Origin of the sequence: Corynebacterium curieae, from assembly GCF_027570035.1 — a bacterium.
Classification (GTDB): Bacteria; Actinomycetota; Actinomycetes; order Mycobacteriales; family Mycobacteriaceae; genus Corynebacterium; species Corynebacterium curieae.
This window is the reverse complement of sequence record NZ_JAKMUU010000004.1, coordinates 158,036-181,498: the sequence shown is the minus strand read 5'-3', so window position 1 is coordinate 181,498 and position 23,463 is coordinate 158,036. Positions and strand designations below refer to the sequence as shown.

The window sequence follows — 23,463 nt, the reverse complement described above, 5'->3', positions numbered from 1 at the left end:
GGTGATGGACAATAAATCCTTACTTGGCCGGGATTTCGCGTTTTGCCTTGCGGTGCTTGTTGAGCCAGCTGATGATCATCGGCAGCACGGAAATTGCCACGATGATGAGCATGATGATGTCGATGGAGTGGGCGATGCCCGGGATACCGCCCAGCAGCACGCCGACGAGCAGCATAGAACCTACCCAGCCAATGCCGCCAAGGATATTCCAACGCAGGAACGAGGAGTAACCCATCTCCGCGGTGCCAGCGGCGAAGGGAACGAAGGTGCGCACAATCGGCACGAAGCGTCCCAATACAAGGGCCACTGGGCCGTGGCGCTGGAAGAAGTCTTCCGCGCTATCGAGGTGTTCGGTGCGCAGGACGCGGACGTCGTCTTTGAAAAGCTTGCGGCCAAAGCGCCGGCCCAAGTAGAAGCCCACTTGGTCGCCTGCAAAGGCGGCCACCGCGGCCACGACAAAGAGCAGCCATGCGTTGATGTCTAGTTCGTGGCGCAGGATTGCGGCGGTAACGAGCAGCGAATCACCCGGCAGGAACGGGAAAAGCACGCCGGACTCGATGAAGATAACTACGGCTACGCCGAGCAGAATATAGGGTCCAAAGCTTTGGAGCAGCGAGCCTGCGTCCATGAGGTTGTGGAGGGAGGACAAGAAATCCATGTGCGGATCCTTTCGTAGTAGTTCTTTTAGTATCCTCCGCAAACTGCAAAGTAGCTGCGAATCGGCTGGGTGTCCGAATGGAACCGGTATGTTTCTTTTCTCCTTCTAGCTTCTGGGTTAGAAACATCACTAGCCTGGGAGTATGAACCACTCCGCATTCCGTAACAGCCAAGATACTTTCCTCTCCGATGCCCTCGCCGGGCTCATTGCCAACCACCCCGATGCCCGCTGGCACGGCGTAGGCTTCATCGGCCGCACTACGCCGCTGCGCACTGCGGACGGTGATCCAGCAGTGGCGGTGATTTCCGGTGGCGGTTCTGGCCATGAACCGATGCACGCGGGGTTCGTCGGCCAGGGCATGCTCGCCGCAGCCTGCCCGGGATTGCTCTTTACCTCCCCGAACGCGGTCCAGGTCAGCGAGGCTACCCAGTGGGCCGACCAGGGCAGGGGAGTAGTCCACGTGGTGAAGAACTACACCGGTGACGTCATGAACTTCACTGTCGCCCGCAACGCCGCCGAGGCGGTAGACACCCGCACGGTGCTGGTGGCCGATGATCTTGCCACCGATGGCAACGAAGACGGCCCCGGCCGCCGCGGCACCGGCGCGACCATTCTGGTGGAAAAGATCGCAGGAGCTGCCGCCTACCGCGGCGATGACGTGGATACGGTTGCCGAGCTGGGTAGGCGCGCCGCGGAGAATTCCCGCAGCATGTCCGTGGCACTGGGCGCCGGTTTTATGCCGACTACCGGCCGCGAGACCTTCGATCTGGAAGCCGGCCAGATGGAGGTGGGCGTGGGCATTCACGGCGAACCGGGCACGCACACCGAGCAGGTGGATGGCGCGAGTGCCATTGTGAACCAGGTCCTGGAAAAGATCGTGCCCGCCCTCGACTTGGGCCAAGACGATGAGGTGGTGTGCTTGGTCAACGGCCTAGGTGGCACGACACCGCTGGAGCTGAGCTTGCTCTTTGGCGAGGCCTCCGCGCAGCTGGCCCAGCGCGGCGTCACCGTAGCCCGGTCGATGGTGGGCTCCTATGTCACCGCGGTGAATATGCACGGTGCTTCCTTTACACTGCTCAAGGTGGATCCGGAGTTGCTCGACCTTATTGACGCCCCTACGTCCGCCCCCGCTTGGCCCCACACCCTGGGTGGCGTGAAGGCGGTGGAGCCGGCCACCATCACTTTTCAGGATGAGCTGCCTACCGAGGGCGAGAAGAATCAATGGCTTACCGCCTTCGTGGAGCGCCTCCAAGCCTCCTTCGCGGCGCTCACCGAGCTGGACCGCAAGGTCGGCGATGGCGACTTTGGCCAGAACATGGAGGCAGCCTTCGGTGGCATCGAGCTTCCCCTGCGCGGCACGGATACGGAGATCCTCACCGGGCTGGCCAAGCGCCTGCTCGTCCTCGCCGGCGGTACCTCCGGAGCCGTCTTCGGCACGCTCTTTAATGAATTGGCCCGCGCGGAGACGCTGACGGACGGGCTTAATGCTGCTGCCAACCTAATCCACGAGCTGGGCGGTGCTCAGCGCGGGGATCGCACCATGCTTGATGCCCTTATCCCGGCCGCAGAAAAGGCCCGCGAACTGGAAGCGAAGGATCCGGACGCGGAAACTTTGCAGGCGCTTTTCACAGCCGCCCATGCCGGCGCTCTCGATACTGAGAACCTCGCCGCGAAGAAGGGCCGCGCCTCCTACCTGGGAGATCGCAGCAAGGGTGTAATAGATCCGGGGGCCATCGTGGTCAGCTGGCTATTTGGGGGAGAACCTCTTTCAGCGCGCTAAGCGAACTCAGATCGCCATCACCCGCACGGTCGAGGTGGAGCGCGTGCAGTCCCGCCTTGCGCGCGCCCTGCACATCGTTGGTGAGGGAATCGCCCACCATGAGCGTGTCCGCGGGGCCCGTGCCAAGTTGATCGCACGCGGCAAGGTAGGCCTCCCGCTGCGGTTTGGGACAGCCGAGGTCGACGGTGGGGATGAGGTGGACGTCGGCAAGCGCAAGGCCCGTGGCCTGCAGCTTAGCCTGCTGCATTTCTCGCTCTCCATTGGTGAGCACACCCACCTGAAAGCTGGCCTCGAGGGCCCAAGTGAGGGTGGGCAGGGCGTCGGCAAAAGCGCGCCATTGCTGCCGGTAGGCGGAAAGATAGCCGTCGTAGGCGGCCAGCGCCTCGGCATCGCTCATCTGTCGGCCGAGGAATTCGCGGCAGCGCGCCGCCCGCTGGCCTTGGTGGGTGACCTCGCCGCGCTCGTAGGCGTTGAACCACTTGCGCTCAATGGCCGCAAAGCGTGCATGTTGGCCCTCGGGCAGGCCCAGCTCGCGGCACCACTGGTCGACCGCGTCTCGGGCCGCGCCGGTGTGGTCAAGCAATGTGTCATCCAGATCAAAAAGCAGCGCGCGAATCATGCCTTCAGGCTAGCGCGATCGCTGACAGCGTTATGTCATGCACGGCAGGCGCGCGTTAAATTCTTTACAATGGCTGGCATGACTCAGAAGACCGCAACTGCAACGATGCATACCAACTACGGTGACATTGTTATCGATCTCTTCGGTAACCACGCACCGGTAACCGTTGAAAACTTCATCGGCCTAGCAAAGGGCGAGAAGGACTACTCTACCCAGAACGCAAAGGGCGAGCAGTCCGGTCCGTTCTATGACGGCGCCCTCTTCCACCGCATCATCGATAACTTCATGATCCAAGGCGGCGACCCCACCGGCACCGGCCGCGGTGGCCCGGGCTACCAGTTCCAGGATGAGTTTCACCCGGAGCTGCAGTTCGACCGCCCATTCCTGCTGGCTATGGCTAATGCCGGCCCAGGCACCAATGGTTCCCAGTTCTTCATCACCGTGGCGCCGACCCCGCACCTGAATAACCACCACACCATCTTTGGTGAGGTTACTGATGCCGCCTCCCAGGAGGTTGTGTCCAAGATCGCCAAGGTTGATACCGACCGCATGGACCGTCCGCACGAGGACGTTGTTATCGAGTCCATCGATATCGCGTAATCTCCTTTTCCCTCGGGCCCGCCACCGCATTTCCGTGCGGCGGCGGGCTCGTTGCAGTTTTGCCCTGAGCTATACACTCGCTAGAACCTGTCTGAAGGACTGACAAACTCATGACCATGGTGAGAAACTATGTCCGCGATACCCCGGCTACCGCACTCATAGCCATCGTGTGCACAATTGCTTGGCTCATTACCGCGGTGCAAGCGCGGACATTGGGAGCTACCTTCTATGACTCCGCGCTCGCGGCGGACTGGGGTCTATGGGGCCCAGAGTATTCCTTAGCACCGCAGACGGCGCTGTCTTCCGAATTCATGCACCTCGACGCGGGCCATCTGGCAGTAAACATGATCATGCTCTTGCTCATAGGTAGGGAAGTGGAGCGTGCGCTCGGTACTGGGTTGTACCTCGCCGCCTACCTCGTCTCTTGCCTCGGCGCGTCCGCTATGATCCTGAAATTCGATTTTAATACTCCTACCGTTGGCGCATCCGGCGTACTCTTCGCGCTCATGGCGATGCTTGTGGGCGCTTACCGGCAGCGCGGGCTCGATCTCCGCGCGCCCATCGCCCTCGTTCTGGCGAACGTGGCCTATACCTTCCTCGCCGATGGCGTATCCCTATGGGGTCATCTGGGCGGGTTGTGCACAGGAATCGTGCTGAGCCTATTCCTCTATCGGAAGAGCCCTGCGCTTCGCTGGGGCGGCGTTGCTGCGGCGGCCGCGGTAATCCTCGCATTGCTAGCCCAACAAGCTGGGCTTTGGGGATAACTGTGAAATTTGATCACCGGAAAGCGTGTGCGAAAGAATTCCACAATGTTTATCCACATTGTGGATAACTACATTTTTGTAATTTACCGAACGCTTTTCCGGAGTTTTCCCTGATCACGCTGGTCTAGCCCGTGCGAAAGTGCGAAAATCAGCCTGTGGAAGTCCGTGAAAACAGTTATCCACAGGTTGTTAATAATTGTGTGAAATTCACATTTCACAGGCATTCTCCACAGCCTGTGGATAACTTTTTACCCACTGTGTTAACAAGCCTGATAAATTTGGGTACTGACCTGCATAAGGAGCATTGTGGATTATCAACCCCGCGCTGTGATCGTCGGTGCAGGCCCGAACGGGCTCACGGCCGCGGCGCGCTTGGCCAAAGCCGGTTGGAGAGTGGATATCTACGAACGCGCCAGCCGGGCCGGCGGTGCAGCGGCTTCGTCTACGGAGATTTTTCCGGGCATGATTGTGGATCTCGGAGCGGCTGGCCATCCCTTTGGCGTAGCGAGCCCAGCCTTTCGCGCCCTCGACTTAGAGGCCTACGGTTTGCGGTGGCGCAATGCTCCTTATCCCATGGCCCATCCGCTAGAAGGTGCCCTGGCCGGGATCCTGCACGGCTGCTTGGCGGACACGGCGGCGGAGTTGGGAGCCGATGCCCGGGCATGGACGCGGCTACATGGGCACATTGTCCGCCACATCGATGAGCATGTGGATAACGCACTTACCCCGCTGGTGCGCTGGCCCCATCGCCCTGTGCGCTTGGCACAATTCGGCGCGGCCGGAGTCCTGCCTGCCAGTAGCCTCGCGCGGGTGGCCTTCTGCACGCCTCAGGCCCGCGCGCTCTTTGCAGGCAGCGCGGTGCACGCGATTACCTCGCCCACCACGCTTTTTACCTCCGCTTTCGGCCTGCTCTTTGGCGGGCTGGGCATGACCCGCGGCTGGCCCGTGGTGGAGGGCGGCACGGGTGCTCTTATCGACGCCCTCTTGGCCCTCCTCCGTTCCCACCATGCCCGCCTCCACACCGGATGCGAAGTCACCGACCTGCGCGAGCTGCCTCAAGCCGATGCGATCATTTTGAATCTGACCCCGCGCCAGATTCTGAGCCTGGGCGGGCTGGAACTGCGGGGCGGCACCCGACGCAGCCTAGCGCGCTGGCGCTATGGCAGCGCCGTTTTTAGGGTGGACTTCCACCTCAGCGAACCCGTGCCATGGACCGATCCCCGCGTGGGTCAGGCCGGCACCGTGCACGTGGGAGGCACGCTGGAGGAGATATGTCGGGCCGAGGGGGACGTCGGCAAGCGGTGCATGCCTGAGCGGCCATTGCTATTGGCGTGCCAGCAATACGTGGCCGATCCTTCCCGGGGGCTTACTCTGTGGACGTATGCGCACGTCCCGCGCGGCTATGCGGAGCGCTATCCGGGCGAGGTAACCGAGTTGATTACCGCGCAGATCGAGCGCTTTGCTCCCGGTTTTCGCGATACTATTTTGGCCACCCGTGCTACGAGCCCGGCCGATCTGGAGCGATGGAATCCTAACCTGGTGGGTGGCGATATTGCTGGCGGTGCCATGACCGGGCTGCAAACCCTCCTGCGACCACGGTTCAAATCATCCGCATCGTCTCGCGCCGGGAGTTTTCATGGCCTCAAGCTCCGCCGCTCCCGGCGCTGGTGTGCACGGTATGCCGGGATGGTGGGCCGCTGAGGAAGCGTTTAGCGTGTGGGATGGCGGCGCTGCCAGATGAAAAAGCCCGCGCCGATGAGCCAGAGAGTCGCGGCGGCGAAGTACCCAGGGATGGTCGTGGTGCGGGGCAGGTAGGAGCTACCGGGGACCTGCCCGGTTATGACGGGTTCGAGGAAGAAGCCAAGGGCGGCGAATAAATCGAACCAGCGGAACCGTGCCGAGGCGGCACCGGCTAGGCCCAATACCGGTCCAGAGACGAGTGCCAAGAAAAACCACTGGGCGTTATACTCAAATGCTTCGCGCCAGTTATACACACCGAAGACCATGAGCAGGGCGTAGTGCACGACCAGCATGATAACGATGATCCCTGTACCGGCCAGGAGTGCTGTGAGCCACCGACCCGGAAACGCTTTGCCCGCTAGCTAACTAAAGATTCCCCACACCATGCCTGAGCCTAAGACGTTACCAAGGTAGTTACGCACCGAAAGGCGGAGGGGAGCGGCGCCGGTGAGTAGGGTGGTATCGCCAAAGGCGATGTGCACGGCCGCGTAGGCCACCGAAATGATGAGTCCAGCAGCAAGAATGTGGCGAGGCATAAGGCTCCTAGATATGAAAAACCCTCGCCGCCTACCGGAAGTAGGGAGCGAGGGAATAGGCTGGGGCGTTTAGCTTAGCGCCAACCCATGGTCATCAGCAGGCCAATGATGGCTAGGCCGAAGCCGATGCCGTAATTCCAAGCGCCGAGTTCCGCCATGAACGGGATGTCCTCGCCAGCGAGGTAATTGACCACGAGCCACAGCAGGCCGATAACCATCAGGCCCAGCATGATGGCGACGTACCACTTCGGGGTTCCCTCAGAATTGATCTTGACGGGCGTGCGGTTGGTAGTAGAGCTCGAGGTAGGGACGGAGGAGCTCTGGGAAATCTTTGACTTCGGCATAAGATACCTTTTCTAGATTTAAGTTCTTATCTAAGTTCTTACTGAGGCCTTAGGATACCAGCAGTTATGGCTGCGGCAGAAGTGCAGCGGGGTCGAAGTCCCACAGGCGGATATCAATATTTTGATCCTTGCGCATGGTATCGCCCGGGTTCACGGAAGCCCAACCAATCTTATTGGCATCCACCAACGCGCCGGTAGGGGCAGGCTCGCCCACGACGAACTGGCCGGTCCAGCCAGCCTCCCGCAGCGCAGCCTCAGCTTGGCCTTGATTCTTGCGTACCAGGTCAGGGGCCTTAAAGAGCATGCCATTGGAAACCTCAACGGTGACCGGCTTGCCCTTTTCCAGCTCTGCGCCCTCATTGGAAACGCTGAGCACCGTGCCCTTTGGCTCCAAGGAATCCACCTCGCGCACGTCTACATCAAAGTCATTCGACTCTAGGCGGCTTTGGGCATCATCGACGTCCATGCCGGAAACATCGGGAACGCGCTTCTTTTCGACGCCCTTAGAAACCGTCACCCGTACCTTGGATCCCTTGGACAGTTGCGTACCACCCGCTGGGTCCTGCTTGATGATTTGGCCGGCTGGTGCTTCATCGTTTTCTTCCGAGACATCGGAGTTAAGCGCCAAGCCTGCCTCTTCGAGGGCCTGGGAGGCTTCGTCCAAGGTCATGCCGGTGATATCTGGGACGTCCGTAATCTCCTTGCCGGAGGAAACAGTCAAGGTCACAGAGGCATTCTTTTGCAGCTCGGAACCAGGGGCCGGATTAATGCGGATAGCATTATTGCGCTTGATATCCGGGTTGGCTTCCTCGTTGACGGTCACCTGTAGACCCATGTCTTCCAGTTCCTTAACCACCTCATTGCGCGGGCGGTTTTCCACCTCTGGCACGGTGATTTTGTCGTGCTGAGCGGATTGGGTCTGACGCGGCTTTTCAGGAGCCTCCTTATCATCGGAGAAGAAGTCCCAGGCGAAATAGCCCACGATAGCTACCAGAAGGGCGGCCAAGAACGCTGCCAACCATTTCATCCAGCCGCCGCCCTGATCATCATCCTCATCTTCGGTGGGGCGAGTGGACTGAATGGGTGCGCGATGCGCTGCTGCGGCGGGCGCAGCGGCCCCCACCATCTCCGTAGGCTGTTCGATGTCGTCCTCGTTGACGTGCATGCGCGCAGCTGCGGTGACCTGTCCATTGCGCAGGCGCTCCAAATCACCGGCCATTTCCCAAGCGGACTGATAACGATCCGCTGGGTGCTTGGCCATGGCGGTAAGCACCACCGCATCGATATTGACTCGCTGGGTGGGGGTCAGTGAAGGATCTGCAATGAGTTCTGACGGCGGCGTCGGCTCTTCCTGTACGTGCTGATAGGCCACCGCAAACGGGGTTTCACCTTCAAATGGCGTGTGGCCCGTGAGTGCTTCATAGAGTACGCAGCCCAGTGCATAGACATCCGAACGGGCATCCGCATTCTTACCGCGAGCCTGCTCTGGAGAAAGGTACTGGGCGGTGCCGATAACGGCGGAGGTTTGCGTCATCGCCGAGGTGGAGTCATCCAGTGCACGGGCAATGCCAAAGTCCATCACCTTCACTTGGCCGGTGTTGGTGAGCATGATATTCGCAGGCTTGATATCGCGGTGAATAATCCCGGCTTCGTGCGAAGCCTGCAGCGCATCTGCCACAGGCTTGAGGATATCCGCTGCCTCTTGGGCAGAAAGCGCTCCATCCTCGCGGATGATATCGCGCAAGGTGCGGCCGTTGACCCGCTCCATGACGATATACGGGATGGTCATGCCGTCCAGCTCAGTCTCTCCGGTGTCATAAACCGCCACGATATTGGGGTGATTCAGCTTGCCAGAGTTCTGGGCCTCGCGGTAAAAGCGCTCGCGGAAATTGACGTCGCGCGCCATTTCGGGGCGCAGCATCTTTACCGCAACCTGACGGCCCAGGACGGTGTCTTCGGCGGCATAAACCTCAGACATGCCGCCGGCGCCGATGATCTCGCCTCTCCGATAGCGGTCATTGACCATCGCTTAGTCACCCTCCTGCGTAATTAGATCGGCCAAGTCTCCGGGGAGCTCATTAGGCTGTGAGTTTACTGGAGTATCTACCTCGGGTGTAGTTTCAACGTGCGTATCCTGCGGGTTCTGTTGCGTCGGCGCGGCTGGAGGCTGCTTTTGGTGCGTGGGAGAATGACGCGTGGGCGTCTCGCGGTGCGTCGTACGCGGCGCCTCTTCCCGTTCGGTTTCTTGTGGCTCCGTTTCCGTCACCGTCACTGGTGCCGGTGCCTCTTCCGTATCTTCTTCCGGGGCATCCTGGTGCGTGGTGGTGGGGTCGCGGTATTCCGTAACGACCGAGGCTTCAGGAGTGCTGGAGGGCTCGCTTTGTCCCTCGCTATCGCCAAAGTGCTGGTAGGCGGCATAGCCACCACCGGCCAAGGCTGCGAGGAGCAGGGTGATGCCTAAACCCTTCAGGAAAGAGGAGCCGCCCTTGGACTCCTTTGTGGGAGCGGTTCCCACGGCCGGATGGATGGTGGTGGGTTGGGCGACATTGCCCAACATCTCCGTCGAGGCAGACGGCGATGGCTCCGGCGCGCGCTGTGCTAGCGGTGCAGACTTGGGTTGCGGAGGGCGCTTGCCTAGCCGGACCGCGGAAATAGCCAGAGTGAACTCATTGCCATCGGCGTAGCGGGTGGAAGGGTCCTTGCGCAATGCGATGCGAATGAGCTCGCGGGCTGGAGCGCTGATATTTGTCGAAAGCGGCTCTGGCTCCTGGTTGATGTGTGCCAGGGCGATGGACACGGAGGAATCTCCGGTAAAGGGACGCTTGCCGGCCAGCATTTCATAGCCGACGACGCCGAGCGAATAGACGTCGGAAGCCGGCGTGACATCCTTGCCTTGTGCTTGCTCGGGGGATACATACTGTGCGGTGCCTACTACCATGCCGGTGCGGGTAAGCGGCACGGCGGCGGCAGCCTTGGCGATGCCAAAATCCGTGATTTTGACCTGGCCATTTTGCGTAATAAGCAGGTTACCGGGCTTGATATCGCGGTGAACTAAATCCATCCGGTGAATGATGGAAAGGCCATGCGCAGCCTGCTCGAGGACATCGAGCGCCAGCTCCTCCTGCAGCGTATTTTCACGTGCCAACAGATCCGCCAAAGATTCGCCGCGCACGTACTCTAAAGCCATGAAGCAGAATTTGCGGCCGTTATCCTCTAATTCGCGGTAGTCATAGGTGGCTACCACGTTTTCTGACTGAATGGATTCGGCCGATTTCGCCTCGTTGCGGAAGCGGGAGAGGAATTCGTGATTATCGGAAAACTCCGGGCGCAGGACTTTGAGCGCTACCTCGCGATCGTTGTGGGTGTCATCGGCCAGCCACACGGTGGACATTCCGCCGTGGCCGATGATCCACTGCAGCTCGTAGTCGCTGCCAATAAGTTCTTGGAGATGTTCTTTATTCTCAGCGCTATTCATTACTGCTCCCCCTGGTATGCGCGCAGAATGGCGCGGCCAATCGGGCCGGAAACCTTGCCGCCCGTAGCGGACTCACCCAAGTTACCACCATTTTTCACCACGACGCCCACGGCAATATCGCGTTCCGGATCGAAGGCAACGTACCACACGTGCGGGGCCAGCCCCTCGCCGTGCTCGGCGGTGCCGGTCTTCGAGGCAAAGCCGTTACCGTCATAGCCCCAGGACGAACGCTCAGAGGCATACATCAAATCAGTAAGCGTAGCCGCGGTCTCCTCATTAACCGCCTGGTCTGCCTTCTTGGGTTTGGTGGTGCGGACGTCTTTCATCTGGGCGTCGGTAATGCGATTGACCAGGTAAGGCTGCATGCGGGTACCCTTATTGGCTACCGTGCCTGCCATGACGGCCGCCTGTAGCGCGGTCATGGTGACATCGCGTTGGCCGATGGCAGACTGCGCTGTGGCCGCACCGTCCGGCAAATCACCCAAGGTGCCGCCGGAGGTGGACACGCCAAGGTCGTAGTTCTCACCCACACCAAAGGCCTTGGCGTACTTGCGCAGCTCATCCGCGCCGATCTGCTCCGACATTTCCACAAACGCGGTATTGCAGGACAACGCAAACGCGGTCTGGAGCGTCACCGAATCCTGGCCATTGCACTTTTGATTGGCGTAGTTGGTCAGCTCCGTAACCGTATCCGGCAAAGTAATGACATTGGAACCGGTCAGCGTGGAAGAGGGATCAAAACCATTGTTTAGGCCTGCCGCAGTGGTGATGATCTTGAAGATGGAACCAGGTGGCAGGGTCTCGGCACCGGCGTGGTTGACCAGTGGCTGGTCCTCCTGTTCTTGCAGGTTGGCCCAATGATCCTCGGCAGAATCGCCCATCAGATCATTGGGGTTATAGCCCGGGTTGGAGGCCATGGCCAAGATCTTGCCAGTGGAAGGCTGAATGGCAACCGCAGAGCCCTCGTAACCCGGGCCCACTAGCTGATCATAGGCAGCCTGCTGGAGCGCAGGATCGATGGTCACCTCCACATTTGCGCCCTGCTTCGGCTTATCGGCCAGAGCATCCAGCCAGTTTTGCTTCATTAAAGAATCATCAGTGCCATTGAGGATGTCATTTTGGGAGGACTCCAGTTCCGAGGCGCCAAATTGGCTAGACAAGTAGCCGGTCAAGTTGCCAAAGGCTGGTGAATCAATGGGATAGGAGCGCGAGTAGGTCTCATCCGGGTTCTGCGTCGACTGCGCCAACACGGTATTGCCCGCAAAGATCTGGCCGCGCGGAGTGGTCTGCATTTCCATGAAGCCGCGCATATTCCGTGGATTATGGGCGTACTTATCTTCAGAAAAAGCCTGGATTACCGTCAAATTGACCAGCAAAATAGCGGTCAAAATGACGGCAAATAAGGACACTAGACGGATGGATCTATTCATCGGTGAGCCTCCTGGACCGACGGGAACATGGAGGTATCGCTCGGCGCATTGCTCGAGGTCTCCTGCATGGGGCGGCGAGCCGCGTTAGAGATCCGCAGCAAGATCGCCAACAACACATAGTTAGCCATGAGAGAGGAACCACCGGCAGACATGAACGGCGTGGTCAAACCGGTCATCGGCAGCAGGGCAGAGATGCCGCCGGTGACCACGAAGACCTGAACTGCCAAGGTAAGAGAAAGACCAGAAGCCACCAGCTTGCCATAGGTATCGCGGGTGCGCAGCGCAGTGCCAAAGCCGCGGGTAACCAGCATACCGAAAAGCACCAGCACGCCAGCGAGGCCAATGAGGCCGAACTCCTCACCGATTGCAGCAAGGATGTAGTCCGAGTGGGCCACCGGAACTAGTTCTGGATGCCCCTCGCCCAAGCCGCTGCCAGAGATGCCGCCGGAAGACAAGCCGAATAGCGATTGGGAGAGCTGGAAACCTGTGACGTCATAGTTACCCAGCGGATCCAAAAAGTTAGAAAAGCGCTGCTGGATCTTCGCGGAGACTTGGTAAATGCCAAACCCGCCGACGCCGACGAGGACCACGCCGATGAGCAGCCAGCTCACGCGGCCGGTGGCCATGTAGAGCATGCCGAGCACGGTGCTAAACAGCAGCAATGCTGGGCCGAAGTCATTGGAGATACCCATGATGACGATCGCGATGGCCCAGACGATCAGGATGGGCGCGAGGTCACGCAGGCGCGGCAAAGAAATACCCAGCACGCGGTAGCCCGCCACGGTAAAAAGGGAGCGCTTCTGCGTCAGCAGCATGGCGAAGAATAAGATCAGCAAGATCTTGGAGAACTCGCCCGGCTGAATAGAGAAGGGTCCCAGATTTAGCCAGATGCGTGCCTCCACGTCTGGGGGCTGCGGCCATACCAGCGGCAGAGCCAGCAGGATGAGGCCGGCGGCCCCCAAGATATAGGAGTAGCGCGTCAGTGACCTGTGGTCCTTCAAAATGGCGAGGACCAGTATAAACAACACGAGCCCGACGATGGTCCACATGACCTGGCGCACGGCGAGCCCGCCTTCATTGACCAGATCCAGGCGGGCCAGCATGATGAGCCCGATGCCGTTAAGGATCGCCACAATGGGCAGCATGATTTGATCGGCATAAGGCGCTAAGAAGCACATCACCAAGTGGGCGACGGTGAAGACGCCAATGAATCCGCCAATAAGGTAAACCAGATCCATGGTCAGCGCGTTGTCTTGGGATAGTTCCAGGCTGACCAGGGTAATAGCGAAGACGATGGCGGCTAGGATGAGCAGGCCGAGTTCGGTTCCTCGGCTAAAAAACTTTTTCACAACCTACACCTCCCGGCAGGTGACGCCAGGCTTGTTTTTCTTGGCATCCTTCTTATCTTTTTGACTCGGCGCAGTGATACATGGCTTGAGCGCCTTATCGCCCAAATCATTGATCTGCTGCTGCACCTCGCCTAGATCACCAGTGGAGAGATGGTCGACGGCGCTGCGTTCAGATTCTGGCAGGTCCGTGACCTTCAGCGGTGCGAAGTCTCCCTTGCATGGCTCGCCGGAAAAGAGCAGCGTATTGCTGTCATTGATGCACACGTTTTGGTGCGTGGAGTGAAGTTCCTTGCCAAAGACGGAGTAATCAGCACCTTGTTGGATGGTGATTTCCTGTGCCTCGTTGGTGGCAACGTAGTAATTATTGGACAAGAAGTTCTTCGCCCACACGCCGGCACCGATGACTAGGGCCAGCACGATGAGCAAGGCAATGAGTACCTTCCAGCCGATCTTTCGGCCGGAAGTTTCATCCTCCGCGTCGTCATCGCTCGCCTCAGTGCGCTCGTCTTCCCCGTCCGCCATAACAGCTGGGGGGATTACCTGGGGTTTGCGGGAGAGCTGTGCCGCCCGCGAGGCCGAGGAATCCGGATGGGTTGGCTCTTCCGTAGGTCCTGCGAGCGCACCCACGCGGAATGGTTCGTGTTCCTTCGGTTTCTCTTCGGTTACTTCACCGATAACCACAGTGACGTTATCCGGGCCTCCGGAGCGGATGGCTAGGTCCACCAAGGTGGCCCCGGCTTGCTCAATACTGCCTTGTCCGAGTGCGGTCTCAATGGTGGATGCGGTTACCGGATCCGAAAGTCCATCGGAGCACAGCAAGATACGGTCGCCCGGCTTGGCATCGAGAGTAAACAGCGTCGCCTCAACTGGGCGGCCCGTATAGGCCTTCAGGATGAGGGACTTTTGCGGGTGGGACGAGACATCGCCTGGGTCCAGTTCGCCCTTATCCACCAAGGATTGTACGTAGGTGTCATCCTTGGTGATCTGCTTGAGTTTGCCGTCGCGCAGCAGGTAGCCGCGGGAATCGCCCACGTGGCAGACGCCGAAATCCGTGCCATTAAAGAGCATGGTGGACAGCGTGGTGCCCATGCCTTCGGTCTCTGGATGAGCCTTGACGTGATCACTAATGGCCTCATTTGCCTGCTCGGCGGCCGCCTCTAGCAGCGCCTTAGTGTCCTCTTGGCCCGGATCTTGGTCCAAGATTTCTAGGTGGTTAACCATCAGTTCGGAAGCAACTTCGCCCGCAGCGTGGCCACCCATGCCATCGGCCAAGATCAGCAGGTGCGGCCCAGCGTAGCCAGAGTCCTCATTATTATCCCGAATGAGACCGCGATCGGACTTGGCAAAAAAGTTCAGCTTTAGTGTCATGCGTTCAACCTCACGGTGGTGCGGCCTAGCTTAATCTCGGAGTCCGCGCCGACTACCTCGGGTTGGTCGATGCGCACACCATTGACAAAGGTGCCATTACGAGATTCCAAATCCTCCACGACCCATTCGCTACCGCGGCGGAATAGCCGAGCATGGTGGCCGGAAGAATAATCGTCACCCGTGACAAAGTCACAATCGGAGGCGCGGCCAAGCGTGCAATCCTCCAGCGTGCCCAATTCCATATGGGAGCCCTGCAGGGGGCCTTCTACGATGGACAGCTGCTTAATTGCTTCCCGACGCCGCTGTGCCCCGCCCTTCTTCGATTGGGTGCGGATCGCACCGGCGGACTTATTGGTATCGCGGCGCATGGCGTTCAAGGCCACCAGGATAAAAATCCAGAGCAGAGCCAACAAGCCGATGCGAAGCGCCAGCATGATGACTGCATCCATGGCGACCTCCCTTCCTTAACTGAACTTAGTAGCTGTGCGAATCAAGGCCAGTGATCCGGACCTCGATGTGGGAATGGCCCATGGTGATCACGTCGCCATCGGCCAGCAGCCAATTGTCAATCGGCGTTTCATTCACAGTGGTGCCATTAGTGGACTGCAAATCCACCAGCACCGCATCTTGGCCGTTCCAAGTAATCTCCGCGTGCTGGCGGGATACGCCCGTATCCGGTAGGCGCAGGTCCGCGTCATTGCTGCGGCCGATAATATTGGAGCCTTCTTGCACGTGATAGACGCGCGAGGAGCCGTCTTGCAGCATCAAGTTGACTGCGGGGCCCTGCGGTTGCGGGGCGGGTCGACTATCTGGAGCAATGAAAGCGGTAGTTACTGCATCATCGGCAGTATTGTCGTGCTGCTCGGTCATCTGGTCCTCCTGACCATTAAAGTCGTGGAAAATAGCCTCAAAACCGGTCTCTTCCGTGGGCTCGTGGTCAATAAACGAGGACACGCGAAGTTGACCCGTGCGCAAACCAGATTCTTCTGCCACCCGCACGATCACGGGGCCCGCGAGGGACCATCCGCTATTGCGAATAAACCGCGTCAACTGGTCTGCACAATCGGCTGGCAGATTGCGATCCTGCGACAAGTTCTCCAAATCCTTGGAGGAGACACCTACCGTCATCACATTCGGACTATAAAGGTTGTCATCGTCCCCGCGTGCGAGATTGTCCTGAGCTTCCTGCTTTAAAAGCTCATCAATCTCTGCTGGAACGACCTTGCCGCCGAAGACAAGAGCCATGCCATTATCAAGGCCGCGTTGCATGGCGGAGTCAAGCTTCGCCAGCTTTTCTAAAAACGCCACGAGCCATTCTCCTTTCCACCATGCAGCGATCAGTAGCGATCAGTATAGTTTGTTCACCCCCTCGAAACGTAGATGGTGGCGCGAAAGTTCCCAGAAATTTCGCCACCCCCTCCCCGAAATAATCCGCTTTTCCTGCAGATTTGTAGTTTAATGCGCTTTTCGTGGTATCTTTATCAGGTCGCTAAGACACCACACCCTGCCCGGGTGGCGGAATTGGCAGACGCGCTGGCTTCAGGTGCCAGTGTTCGATAAGAACGTGCGGGTTCAAGTCCCGCCCCGGGCACCATGAGCAGTTGAACAAACTGCGACACCGGAGGTAACAAACTCGAAAGGGTTCGTGACCTCCGGTTTCTTTCTTTTTCTGAACTTTAGCGGTTGAGGATTGTAAGTGTGGGGATTTACATCCTAGCTCCCGCTCTCGCCTTTCGAATTTTTATTTCGATGGTGTCAACAGAGGGTTAAGGGTCAAAAGGGTCTGTCCCTCAACCCTCAACAGAGTATTTTCCTACTAAACTCGGTTCTTTTAACCCTTAACCCAAGTAGCATGTTTGAACACATTGTGTATGTGTCGACGAAAGCACAGGTGAAGTGACTATAAATAGAAAAGACGAAGCGTCCGAATTTTCGTATGAAGAATTGGCGCGATGGGCTGAATCAGAAGAGTTCTTTGACGCACTGAAGGCTTCCTCCAAGTTGGCGAAATCGAACGAGACTGCGCTGCGCAAAGCACAAGATATACTCCGTAAGCAGCGTGGAGAATTGCGGTGAGAGTCCCTAGGTGCGGTGGTGACCGCCTGGGGGACTCTTTTTAGTGCAACAATAGCTCTTGGATTAGTGGTGAGGGTCTAGTGGCTTTAGCTGAGAACCGGAGACTGCTAGCGGCACGCGGCTCATTTTCTTTGTGCTGAGAAGGGGCGGCTTCCTTGCCCTGTGGCTTTCATCATATTGGCTTAAACTCTGCCAGCGTGTGCTAACAGGCAGGTAGCATCTCGTGTTGTGAGTCCCCCTTCTCTAAGGAAGTCATAGACAAGGTGCTGTTGCAAAGTTGGGCGGAGAGCAGCGAAGACTCAGTTTCTCATTCCCTGATGGCCGCTGCGTGTGGGCGTTGTTAGGCCGTCTCGAAGACCCGGTTGACGATCACCGCGTCCGGGTTCGGTTGCCCGTAGGCAAACATCGCGCCTTGCCCTTTCCGCAATGAGTGCATCGCCTCCATCCCTTTCAACGTCCGATATGCGGATGTCCGGTTCTTAAACGCGCCTTTTGGCCCGAGGATCCGCTTCAGCCGACCATGGTCGCCTTCCAGGACGTTGTTGAGGTATTTCACCTGCCGGTGTTCCACTGTTGCCGGGCAGATTCCCACTGACTTCAACTCGGCGATTGCCCTGGCTAGGGAGGGTGCTTTATCGGTGTTGATCACTCTGGGATACCCGGCTGACGCATTGGATCTGAGGGCCTTGGCCAGGAAACGCTTCGCTGCGGCCACGTTCCGCTTCGGAGAGAGGTAAAAGTCCAGGGTCCGGCCACCGGCGGTGATCGCCCGATAGAGGTAGCACCACCTGCCGCCGACCCGGATATAGGTCTCATCCACCCGCCAGGAACTGGCCTGCCAGTAAGGTACCTGTCGGTACCACCGTGTTTGCTTGTCCAGCTCAGGAGCGTATTTCTGGACCCAGCGGTAGATCGTGGTGTGATCGACCGGCACGCCCCGCTCGGTCATCATTTCCTCCAGATCGCGGTAGCTCACCCCGTAGCGGCAGTACCACCGCACTGCCCACAGAATGATGCCACGGGGGAAATGACAACCGGAGAAGATACCCATTGCTGTGACTATTTCACGTCGCCCTTCCTACTGCCCCAACTTTGCAACAGCACCTTCCAGGGTCATATGGGGGCAGTGGAGAGAAGTGGTGGATCAGTGGACGGCGGTGGATGCCGGAGTAGGCGTGGTGTGTTCCTCCTTCGACTCGGTCGGAGCCAGGTGAGCCGGATCCAGATCAATGCGGCGCAACAGCTGGGCGTTCAGGGCCACCACGATGGTCGAGGCAGACATCAAGATCGCGCCCACGGCCGGGGACAGTACGAACCCGATCGAGGCGAGCACTCCGGCGGCCAGCGGCACGGCGAGAATGTTGTAGCCAGAGGCCCAGATCAGGTTCTGGATCATCTTGCGGTAGCTGGCCTGGGACAGCTCAATCATCGACAGCACTGCCCGCGGGTCATCACTGGCTAGGACCACCCCGGCAGATTCCATGGCCACATCCGTGCCGGCACCGATGGCGATACCGACTTCCGCGCGGGTCAGAGCGGGGGCGTCATTGACACCGTCACCGACCATGGCCACGCTCAAACCCCGGTCCTGCAGCTGCGTGACCTTGGTGTCTTTGTCCTGGGGCAGGACCTCGGCGAAGACCTCATCAATGCCTATGTCCTGACCGACGGCGTGGGCGACCTGCTGGGCGTCGCCGGTGATCATCGCGACCTTTACCCCGCGGTCCTGCAGGGCTTTCACGGCGGCGCGGGATTCGGGGCGGATCTTGTCGTCGACGGCCACTGCACCGATGATCTGACCGTCGCGGACAATATGGAGCACACCGGCCCCACGCCCGGTCCAGGCGCTGGTGGTGTCGGTGAGCTCGGCCGGGGTCGTGAGGTTGAACTCGCGCAGCATGTTCGGCCCGCCCACGAGGATCTCAGCGCCATCGACAGTGGCCCGGACCCCTCGGCCGGAGGCGGCGTTGAAACCAGTTGCACGGATTTGCCGACGGGAGGCCTCGGGATGGGCGGCCGCGGCCGCCACGATGGCGCGGGCCACGGGGTGCTCGCTGTCGGCCTCCGCGGCGGCGGCCAGGGCCAGCAGCTCGCCCTCGGTGACGCCGACAGCTGCCGCGACACCGGTGACCGCGTGCGCACCCTCGGTCAGGGTGCCGGTTTTGTCGAAGAGCACCACGTCGATGGTGCGCATCCGCTCGAGCGCCATCCGGTCCTTGATGAGCACCCCGGATTTCGCGGCCCGCTCGCTGGAGATCGCAATGACCAGCGGAATCGCCAGGCCCAGGGCGTGCGGACAGGCGATGACCAGCACCGTGACCGTGCGCACCACGACATCGTCCGGGCTGCCGATGATGGTCCACACCACCGCGGTGATCAGAGCGGAGATCAGCGCGAACCAGAACAACAACGCCGCCGCCCGATCCGCTAGGGCCTGGGCCCGGGAGGAGGACTCCTGGGCGTCGGCAACCATGCGTTGGATCCCGGCCAGGGCGGTGTCCCCGCCGGTAGCCTCCACCCGGATGCGGACGGTGTTGTCGGTGGCCACAGTACCGGCGACCACCTTGTCACCGGTGTCGCGGAAGACGGGACGGGATTCGCCGGTGATCATCGCCTCATCGAATTCGGCGGCTCCGTCGACGATGGTTCCGTCGGCCGGCACCCGGGCACCGGCCCTCGCCAGCACGACGTCGTCGACGACCAGCTCCGAGATAGCCACGGTGCGGGTGGTCCCGTCGATGACTTTCTCGACCTCATCCGGCAGCAGGGCAGCCAACGCGTCAAGCGCGGAGGACGCGGCCCCGAGAGCGCGCATCTCCAGCCAGTGGCCCAGCAGCATGATGGTCACCAGCAGGGCCAGCTCCCACCAGAAGTCCAGGTCAAAACCGCCCAGCCCCAGAGTGGTGACCCAGGAGGCGACAAACGCCACGGTGATGGCCATGGCGATCAGGAGCATCATCCCGGGTTGGCGGGATTTCAGTTCTTTCCATCCGCCCTTGAGGAAAGGCGTGCCGCCGTAGACGAAGATGATCGTGCCCAGCACCGGGGGGATCCAGGTGGATCCGGGGAATGCCGGGAGGTGGTAGCCGAGCAGGTGGGCGACCATGGGGCTGAAAATAGCGACGGGAATGGACAGAATCAGCGACCACCAAAAGCGGTCCCGAAACATTGCGGTGCTGTGTCCGGCGTGTTCGCCGTGGCCATGAACGTGGTGGTCTTCGTCCAGGGCGGAGTGCGGGTGATCGTGGGGCATCGCCTGGCCGTGGTTGTCGGCATCTGCGTGGTGTTCGTGGCTGGCATGATCCGGGTGGTGGGTGTGGTCTGTTTCCGGAGCGGGGTGATCACCATGGTGATCACCCGAATGGTGGGGAGTGCTCATGACGTTCCTTTCGCTCAACCCGGTCGGGGTCGAGATGATGGGTAAAACTAATCAGGATAAGACGGTGTAGCCAGCCTCCTCGATGGCCCGGCGAACCATCTCCGGAGGTACGACACCGGTGACCGTGACGGTGGAAACACCACCAGCAGCGAGATCAATCTGGAGGTCGTCGACCTGGGGGAGGGCCTGAAGGGCCTGGGTCACGCTTTTCGCGCAGTGCCCGCAGGTCAGGCCGGTGACCTGGTAGCTAGGGGAGGACGCTCCTGCTGACGAGTCGCTGGCGGCAGGGATGGAGGCGGTGTCGGCACGTGAGGCAGGTCCGCAACAGCTGCAGCCGTGGGAGGCCATCGGCAAGAGGCGGCGCGGGGAGGTGATCATGGGAAAGCTCCTTCGGATCGGTGGGGTGCGGCGATGCCGCTCTCTAGCGTATACCCCCAGGGGGTATAATTTCAGCATACCCCCTGGGGGTATATTTTCAAGGGGTGGAGGGCACGGCCCTCACGCGGGGCAGGCTGTGGTCACCGAGCAGCCTCCTCACTGTCGGGAGGGGACAGCGGGAGGCGGAGGGCAAACACCGCTCCGCGACCAGGTCCCGGGGAGGTGGCGGTGAGAGTGCCGCCGTGAGCCTCGATCAATGCCTTGGAAATGGTCAGACCGATACCGGCCCCGGCGGCGTCCTGGCTGCGGGCGGCATCCCCCCGGTAGAAGCGTTCGAATATGTGTCCGAGCTGGTCAGGTGGGATGCCCTCGCCGTCATCGGCAATGTGGATGAGCGCGGTGGACGCCCCCTGTCGGTGGACGCTGATCCGGACCTGCCCGCCGGCCGGGGTGTGCCGTAGCGCGTTCGACAGGAGATTGCTCATCACCTGGCCGAAGCGTTGCCGGTCCACGAGCACCCGGGCGGTGTCTGTAGTGGTCTCGACCTGTAAATCGACGCCTTTGTCAGCATAAGCTTCCCCCGCGGCAGCAGCGGCGGTATGGAGCAGATCCCCGAGCCCTTCCTCCGCCAGGTCCAAATCGATCCGGCGTTCCTGGGCCCGGGAAACATCGTCAATGTCTTCCATCAACCGGGTCAGGCGGGTGAGTTGGTCAGCCATGATCGTGTGGGTGGCATTATTCCAGTCCACGACCCCGTCCTGGAGACCATCGAGGTAGACCGTGAGCACCGATAAGGGGGTGCCCATTTCGTGGGCCAGATCAGAGAGCATCTGGCGGCGGACCTGTTCGGTGTGTTCCAGCCGGTCGGCCATGGTGTTGAAGGCATGCGCCAGGGTGGTGACCTCGGGGCCTGCTTTTCCGGCGGGCACGCGGATACGGGAGTTGCCGGCCGTCAGGCCGGTAGCGGCGCGGGTGAGATCCTGCAGGGGGGTGCGCAGACGACGCGATAACCACAGGCTGGCCAGCAGGGCGCAGATCAAGGCGGTGGGCAGGGCGACGACCAGGGTGATCAGGTTAGCGCCCCGGTAGGCCTGCTCGGCATGGAACAGCTCCAGCGAGGGGTCCTCCCGGCCGGTCATCAACATATGATCATGGAACAGGGTCGGGCCCACCATCGTGGCCACGGCCGCGGCCACCAGCAGGCTAATCACCACGACCAACACCTGGGCGGCCAGGAAGCGGAAGGTCAGGCCGGGTCCGTGATTCATGGCTGCCCCACCCGGTAGCCCACGCCACGCACGGTGTCGATAAACCCCCGGCCCTGGGTGTTGGTGCCGAGCTTGCGACGCAAGTTGCCGATGTGGACATCGACGATGCGTTCATCACCGACCCAGGTGGTGTCCCAGACCTCGGTGACCAGGTCGTGGCGGGTCAGCACCTGGCCGGGGCGCAGGGCCAGGGCAACCAGCAGCTCGAACTCCGTGCGGGTGAGCTCCACGGTCGTCTCCCCCACCCGCACCTGATGGGCGACGGGGTCAAGGATGAGGTCACCAACGATCAAGGGGGTGGTCACCTGCGGTGGGGTGGTGCTGGTGCGCGGGCGGCGCAGCACCGCATGCACCCGGGTCACCAGTTCCCGGATGCTAAAAGGTTTGGTGATGTAGTCATCCGCCCCCAGGGTCAAACCGCTGATCTTGTCGTCCTCGCTGCCACGCGCGGTGAGCATGAGGATGTAGCAGTCCGAGAAGGTGCGGATCCGTCGGCACACCTCCAGACCGTCGAGTTCGGGCAGCCCCAGATCCAGCACCACAACATCGGGGGAAAAGCGACGGGTCTCGTCCACGGCCTGAGTGCCGGTGTGCGCCTGGCGAGTATCGAAGCCGGCCCGGATGAGGTAGGAGGCCACCATCTGAGCCAGGGGTTGTTCATCATCGACGACCAGCACCCGCCCCGGGGGCGTGGCGGTGGTCGGTGTGCGGTCAGCCATAGACCCCAGTATCGCTCCGGTCAGGGGGGAATACCACCCTCGCTCGGTGCCCGGCGGGGAAATCTTCATTAAATCTTCAAACATCACCCTTCGACCGCCGTCACCCCTGTGCCCCACCCCGGGTCGGCGGCATCGCCTCCCCTGGTCGGTTCAGCAAGCACCACCAGGGATTTCACTGCCTGCACCGCATATCCGGGGCGGGTAGAAGGCCATAGCCCACGGCTGTGGGGTGGTGTCCCGGTGGTGACCCAGCCCACCGAATTCACCCCCTTTTCGCCCTGTTATAAGGCTGTGAGCAGGGTTTTTGATTTCTAGTCCGTCAGGCACCCGTGCTAAATAAAGGTATGGCATCGACCTTGAGGCGGTGTCTTCTCATGGTCTTACCACGATCCAAGGAGATTGACGTGAAACGAGCAGCGATCGCAGCCGCCGCCCTTGCCCTCGCCCTCACAGGGTGTTCGGCCGCCGACCCGGAACCCACCGCCGACGGGACGGTGTCTCAGGATACATTCCTGACTACCCATGGCCTGGCCGCCATGGACGCGGTGGAGATCATTGATCACCTCGACCGGCAGAAGGTCACTGAGCGTCCCACGGATCTGATCGCCTCAGTGCGTACCGATGAACTGCTGCTCTCGAGCGATGACCAGGAAGTCGTGGTCGATCTTCCCGACAATCAGACGTATGTCTCGATCGCACCCTATCTCACCTCCACCCACGACTGCTTCTACCACAGCCTCACGACCTGCCTGGGGGAACTCGACAATGAGGATATCCAGGTCACGATCACCGATGAGGCGACCGGTGAGGTGCTGGTGGACGAGGCGACAACCACTTTCGACAACGGGTTTATTGGCTTCTGGCTTCCCGATGATGCCACCGGCCTGATTGAGGTCAGCTACCAGGGGCGTACCGGCACCACGGAGTTTTCCACCGCCGACGACGGTGCCACCTGTGTCACAGACCTGCACCTGACGTGA

21 protein-coding genes, 1 tRNA gene and 1 pseudogene are annotated in these 23,463 nt (G+C 60.4%); 6 read left to right on the top strand and 17 right to left on the bottom strand.

Going from position 1 to position 23,463, the window contains the following annotated elements; all coding sequences use genetic code 11:
- Window positions 1-19: 19 nt before the first annotated feature.
- Window positions 20-658 (bottom strand): DedA family protein, encoded by a 639-nt coding sequence (locus L8V01_RS08425; RefSeq protein ID WP_269946635.1) that lies wholly within the window; start codon window positions 656-658, stop codon window positions 20-22.
- 142 nt (window positions 659-800) lie between these two features.
- Here L8V01_RS08425 and L8V01_RS08420 point away from each other — a divergent pair, with 142 nt between their 5' ends.
- On the top strand, window positions 801-2,438 hold the full coding sequence (locus L8V01_RS08420; protein ID WP_269946634.1) for a dihydroxyacetone kinase family protein: 1,638 nt from the start codon (window positions 801-803) through the stop codon (window positions 2,436-2,438).
- Here the strand turns inward: L8V01_RS08420 and L8V01_RS08415 are convergent.
- Window positions 2,398-3,057, bottom strand: coding sequence for an HAD family hydrolase (locus tag L8V01_RS08415; RefSeq protein ID WP_269946633.1), 660 nt, complete (start codon window positions 3,055-3,057; stop codon window positions 2,398-2,400). The two genes, L8V01_RS08420 and L8V01_RS08415, sit on opposite strands and share 41 nt — an antisense overlap.
- 69 nt (window positions 3,058-3,126) lie before the next feature.
- Here L8V01_RS08415 and L8V01_RS08410 point away from each other — a divergent pair, with 69 nt between their 5' ends.
- The 3 genes and pseudogenes from L8V01_RS08410 to L8V01_RS08400 all read left to right on the top strand — a co-directional run bounded on the left by L8V01_RS08410 (window position 3,127) and on the right by L8V01_RS08400 (window position 6,162).
- Window positions 3,127-3,657 carry a peptidylprolyl isomerase gene (locus L8V01_RS08410; RefSeq protein WP_269946632.1) on the top strand — a complete coding sequence of 177 codons (531 nt, stop codon included), beginning with the start codon at window positions 3,127-3,129 and terminating at the stop codon, window positions 3,655-3,657.
- Between the two features lie 110 nt (window positions 3,658-3,767).
- Complete coding sequence (locus tag L8V01_RS08405) at window positions 3,768-4,421, top strand: rhomboid family intramembrane serine protease (protein ID WP_269946631.1); 654 nt, start codon at window positions 3,768-3,770, stop codon at window positions 4,419-4,421.
- Between the two features lie 306 nt (window positions 4,422-4,727).
- A pseudogene (locus L8V01_RS08400) lies at window positions 4,728-6,162 on the top strand (phytoene desaturase family protein).
- Here L8V01_RS08400 and L8V01_RS08395 read toward each other — a convergent pair.
- From L8V01_RS08395 to L8V01_RS08350, 10 genes are all read right to left on the bottom strand, one after another.
- Entirely contained in the window at window positions 6,131-6,454 is a 324-nt protein-coding gene (locus L8V01_RS08395) for a hypothetical protein (RefSeq protein ID WP_269946630.1), read from the bottom strand. The pseudogene L8V01_RS08400 and the gene L8V01_RS08395 sit on opposite strands and share 32 nt — an antisense overlap.
- Before the next feature lie 69 nt (window positions 6,455-6,523).
- Window positions 6,524-6,697, bottom strand: a complete 174-nt coding sequence (locus tag L8V01_RS08390) for a hypothetical protein (protein ID WP_269946629.1) — start codon at window positions 6,695-6,697, stop codon at window positions 6,524-6,526.
- Window positions 6,698-6,771: 74 nt separating this feature from the next.
- Window positions 6,772-7,041, bottom strand: a complete 270-nt coding sequence (gene crgA / locus L8V01_RS08385) for a cell division protein CrgA (protein WP_269946628.1) — start codon at window positions 7,039-7,041, stop codon at window positions 6,772-6,774.
- Window positions 7,042-7,105: 64 nt separating this feature from the next.
- Window positions 7,106-9,067: a Stk1 family PASTA domain-containing Ser/Thr kinase gene (gene pknB / locus L8V01_RS08380; protein ID WP_269946627.1), complete on the bottom strand. Its 1,962-nt coding sequence runs from the start codon at window positions 9,065-9,067 to the stop codon at window positions 7,106-7,108.
- Between the two features lie 3 nt (window positions 9,068-9,070).
- Complete coding sequence (locus L8V01_RS08375; protein ID WP_269946626.1) at window positions 9,071-10,516, bottom strand: serine/threonine-protein kinase; 1,446 nt, start codon at window positions 10,514-10,516, stop codon at window positions 9,071-9,073.
- Window positions 10,516-11,946 (bottom strand): penicillin-binding transpeptidase domain-containing protein, encoded by a 1,431-nt coding sequence (locus L8V01_RS08370; protein WP_269946625.1) that lies wholly within the window; start codon window positions 11,944-11,946, stop codon window positions 10,516-10,518. The genes L8V01_RS08375 and L8V01_RS08370 overlap by 1 nt, the downstream gene beginning before the upstream one ends.
- Window positions 11,943-13,295: an FtsW/RodA/SpoVE family cell cycle protein gene (locus L8V01_RS08365; protein ID WP_269946624.1), complete on the bottom strand. Its 1,353-nt coding sequence runs from the start codon at window positions 13,293-13,295 to the stop codon at window positions 11,943-11,945. The genes L8V01_RS08370 and L8V01_RS08365 overlap by 4 nt, the downstream gene beginning before the upstream one ends.
- Window positions 13,296-13,298: 3 nt before the next feature.
- The gene (locus tag L8V01_RS08360) at window positions 13,299-14,663 is read right to left on the bottom strand and encodes a PP2C family protein-serine/threonine phosphatase (protein WP_269946623.1); all 1,365 of its coding nucleotides are present in this window, start codon (window positions 14,661-14,663) and stop codon (window positions 13,299-13,301) included.
- Window positions 14,660-15,112 (bottom strand): FHA domain-containing protein FhaB/FipA, encoded by a 453-nt coding sequence (locus L8V01_RS08355; protein ID WP_269946622.1) that lies wholly within the window; start codon window positions 15,110-15,112, stop codon window positions 14,660-14,662. Before L8V01_RS08355 ends, L8V01_RS08360 begins: the two co-directional genes overlap by 4 nt.
- 25 nt (window positions 15,113-15,137) lie before the next feature.
- Window positions 15,138-15,971 carry a DUF3662 and FHA domain-containing protein gene (locus L8V01_RS08350; protein ID WP_269946621.1) on the bottom strand — a complete coding sequence of 278 codons (834 nt, stop codon included), beginning with the start codon at window positions 15,969-15,971 and terminating at the stop codon, window positions 15,138-15,140.
- A gap of 198 nt (window positions 15,972-16,169) precedes the next feature.
- Here L8V01_RS08350 and L8V01_RS08345 point away from each other — a divergent pair.
- Window positions 16,170-16,257: transfer RNA gene (locus tag L8V01_RS08345), tRNA-Leu, on the top strand.
- 822 nt (window positions 16,258-17,079) lie between these two features.
- On the opposite strand, the gene L8V01_RS08340 is transcribed toward L8V01_RS08345, so the two are convergent.
- The 5 genes from L8V01_RS08340 to L8V01_RS08320 form a co-directional block, all read right to left on the bottom strand.
- Complete coding sequence (locus L8V01_RS08340; protein ID WP_269946620.1) at window positions 17,080-17,790, bottom strand: IS6 family transposase; 711 nt, start codon at window positions 17,788-17,790, stop codon at window positions 17,080-17,082.
- A 93-nt stretch (window positions 17,791-17,883) separates the two neighbouring features.
- Window positions 17,884-20,118, bottom strand: a complete 2,235-nt coding sequence (locus L8V01_RS08335; protein ID WP_269946619.1) for a copper-translocating P-type ATPase — start codon at window positions 20,116-20,118, stop codon at window positions 17,884-17,886.
- A 51-nt stretch (window positions 20,119-20,169) separates the two neighbouring features.
- Complete coding sequence (locus L8V01_RS08330) at window positions 20,170-20,496, bottom strand: heavy-metal-associated domain-containing protein (RefSeq protein ID WP_269946618.1); 327 nt, start codon at window positions 20,494-20,496, stop codon at window positions 20,170-20,172.
- Between the two features lie 140 nt (window positions 20,497-20,636).
- Window positions 20,637-21,764, bottom strand: a complete 1,128-nt coding sequence (locus tag L8V01_RS08325; protein ID WP_269946617.1) for a sensor histidine kinase — start codon at window positions 21,762-21,764, stop codon at window positions 20,637-20,639.
- The gene (locus L8V01_RS08320) at window positions 21,761-22,483 is read right to left on the bottom strand and encodes a response regulator transcription factor (protein WP_269946616.1); all 723 of its coding nucleotides are present in this window, start codon (window positions 22,481-22,483) and stop codon (window positions 21,761-21,763) included. Before L8V01_RS08320 ends, L8V01_RS08325 begins: the two co-directional genes overlap by 4 nt.
- A 404-nt stretch (window positions 22,484-22,887) precedes the next feature.
- Between L8V01_RS08320 and L8V01_RS08315 the strand changes: the two genes are divergently transcribed.
- Entirely contained in the window at window positions 22,888-23,463 is a 576-nt protein-coding gene (locus L8V01_RS08315; RefSeq protein ID WP_269946615.1) for a CueP family metal-binding protein, read from the top strand.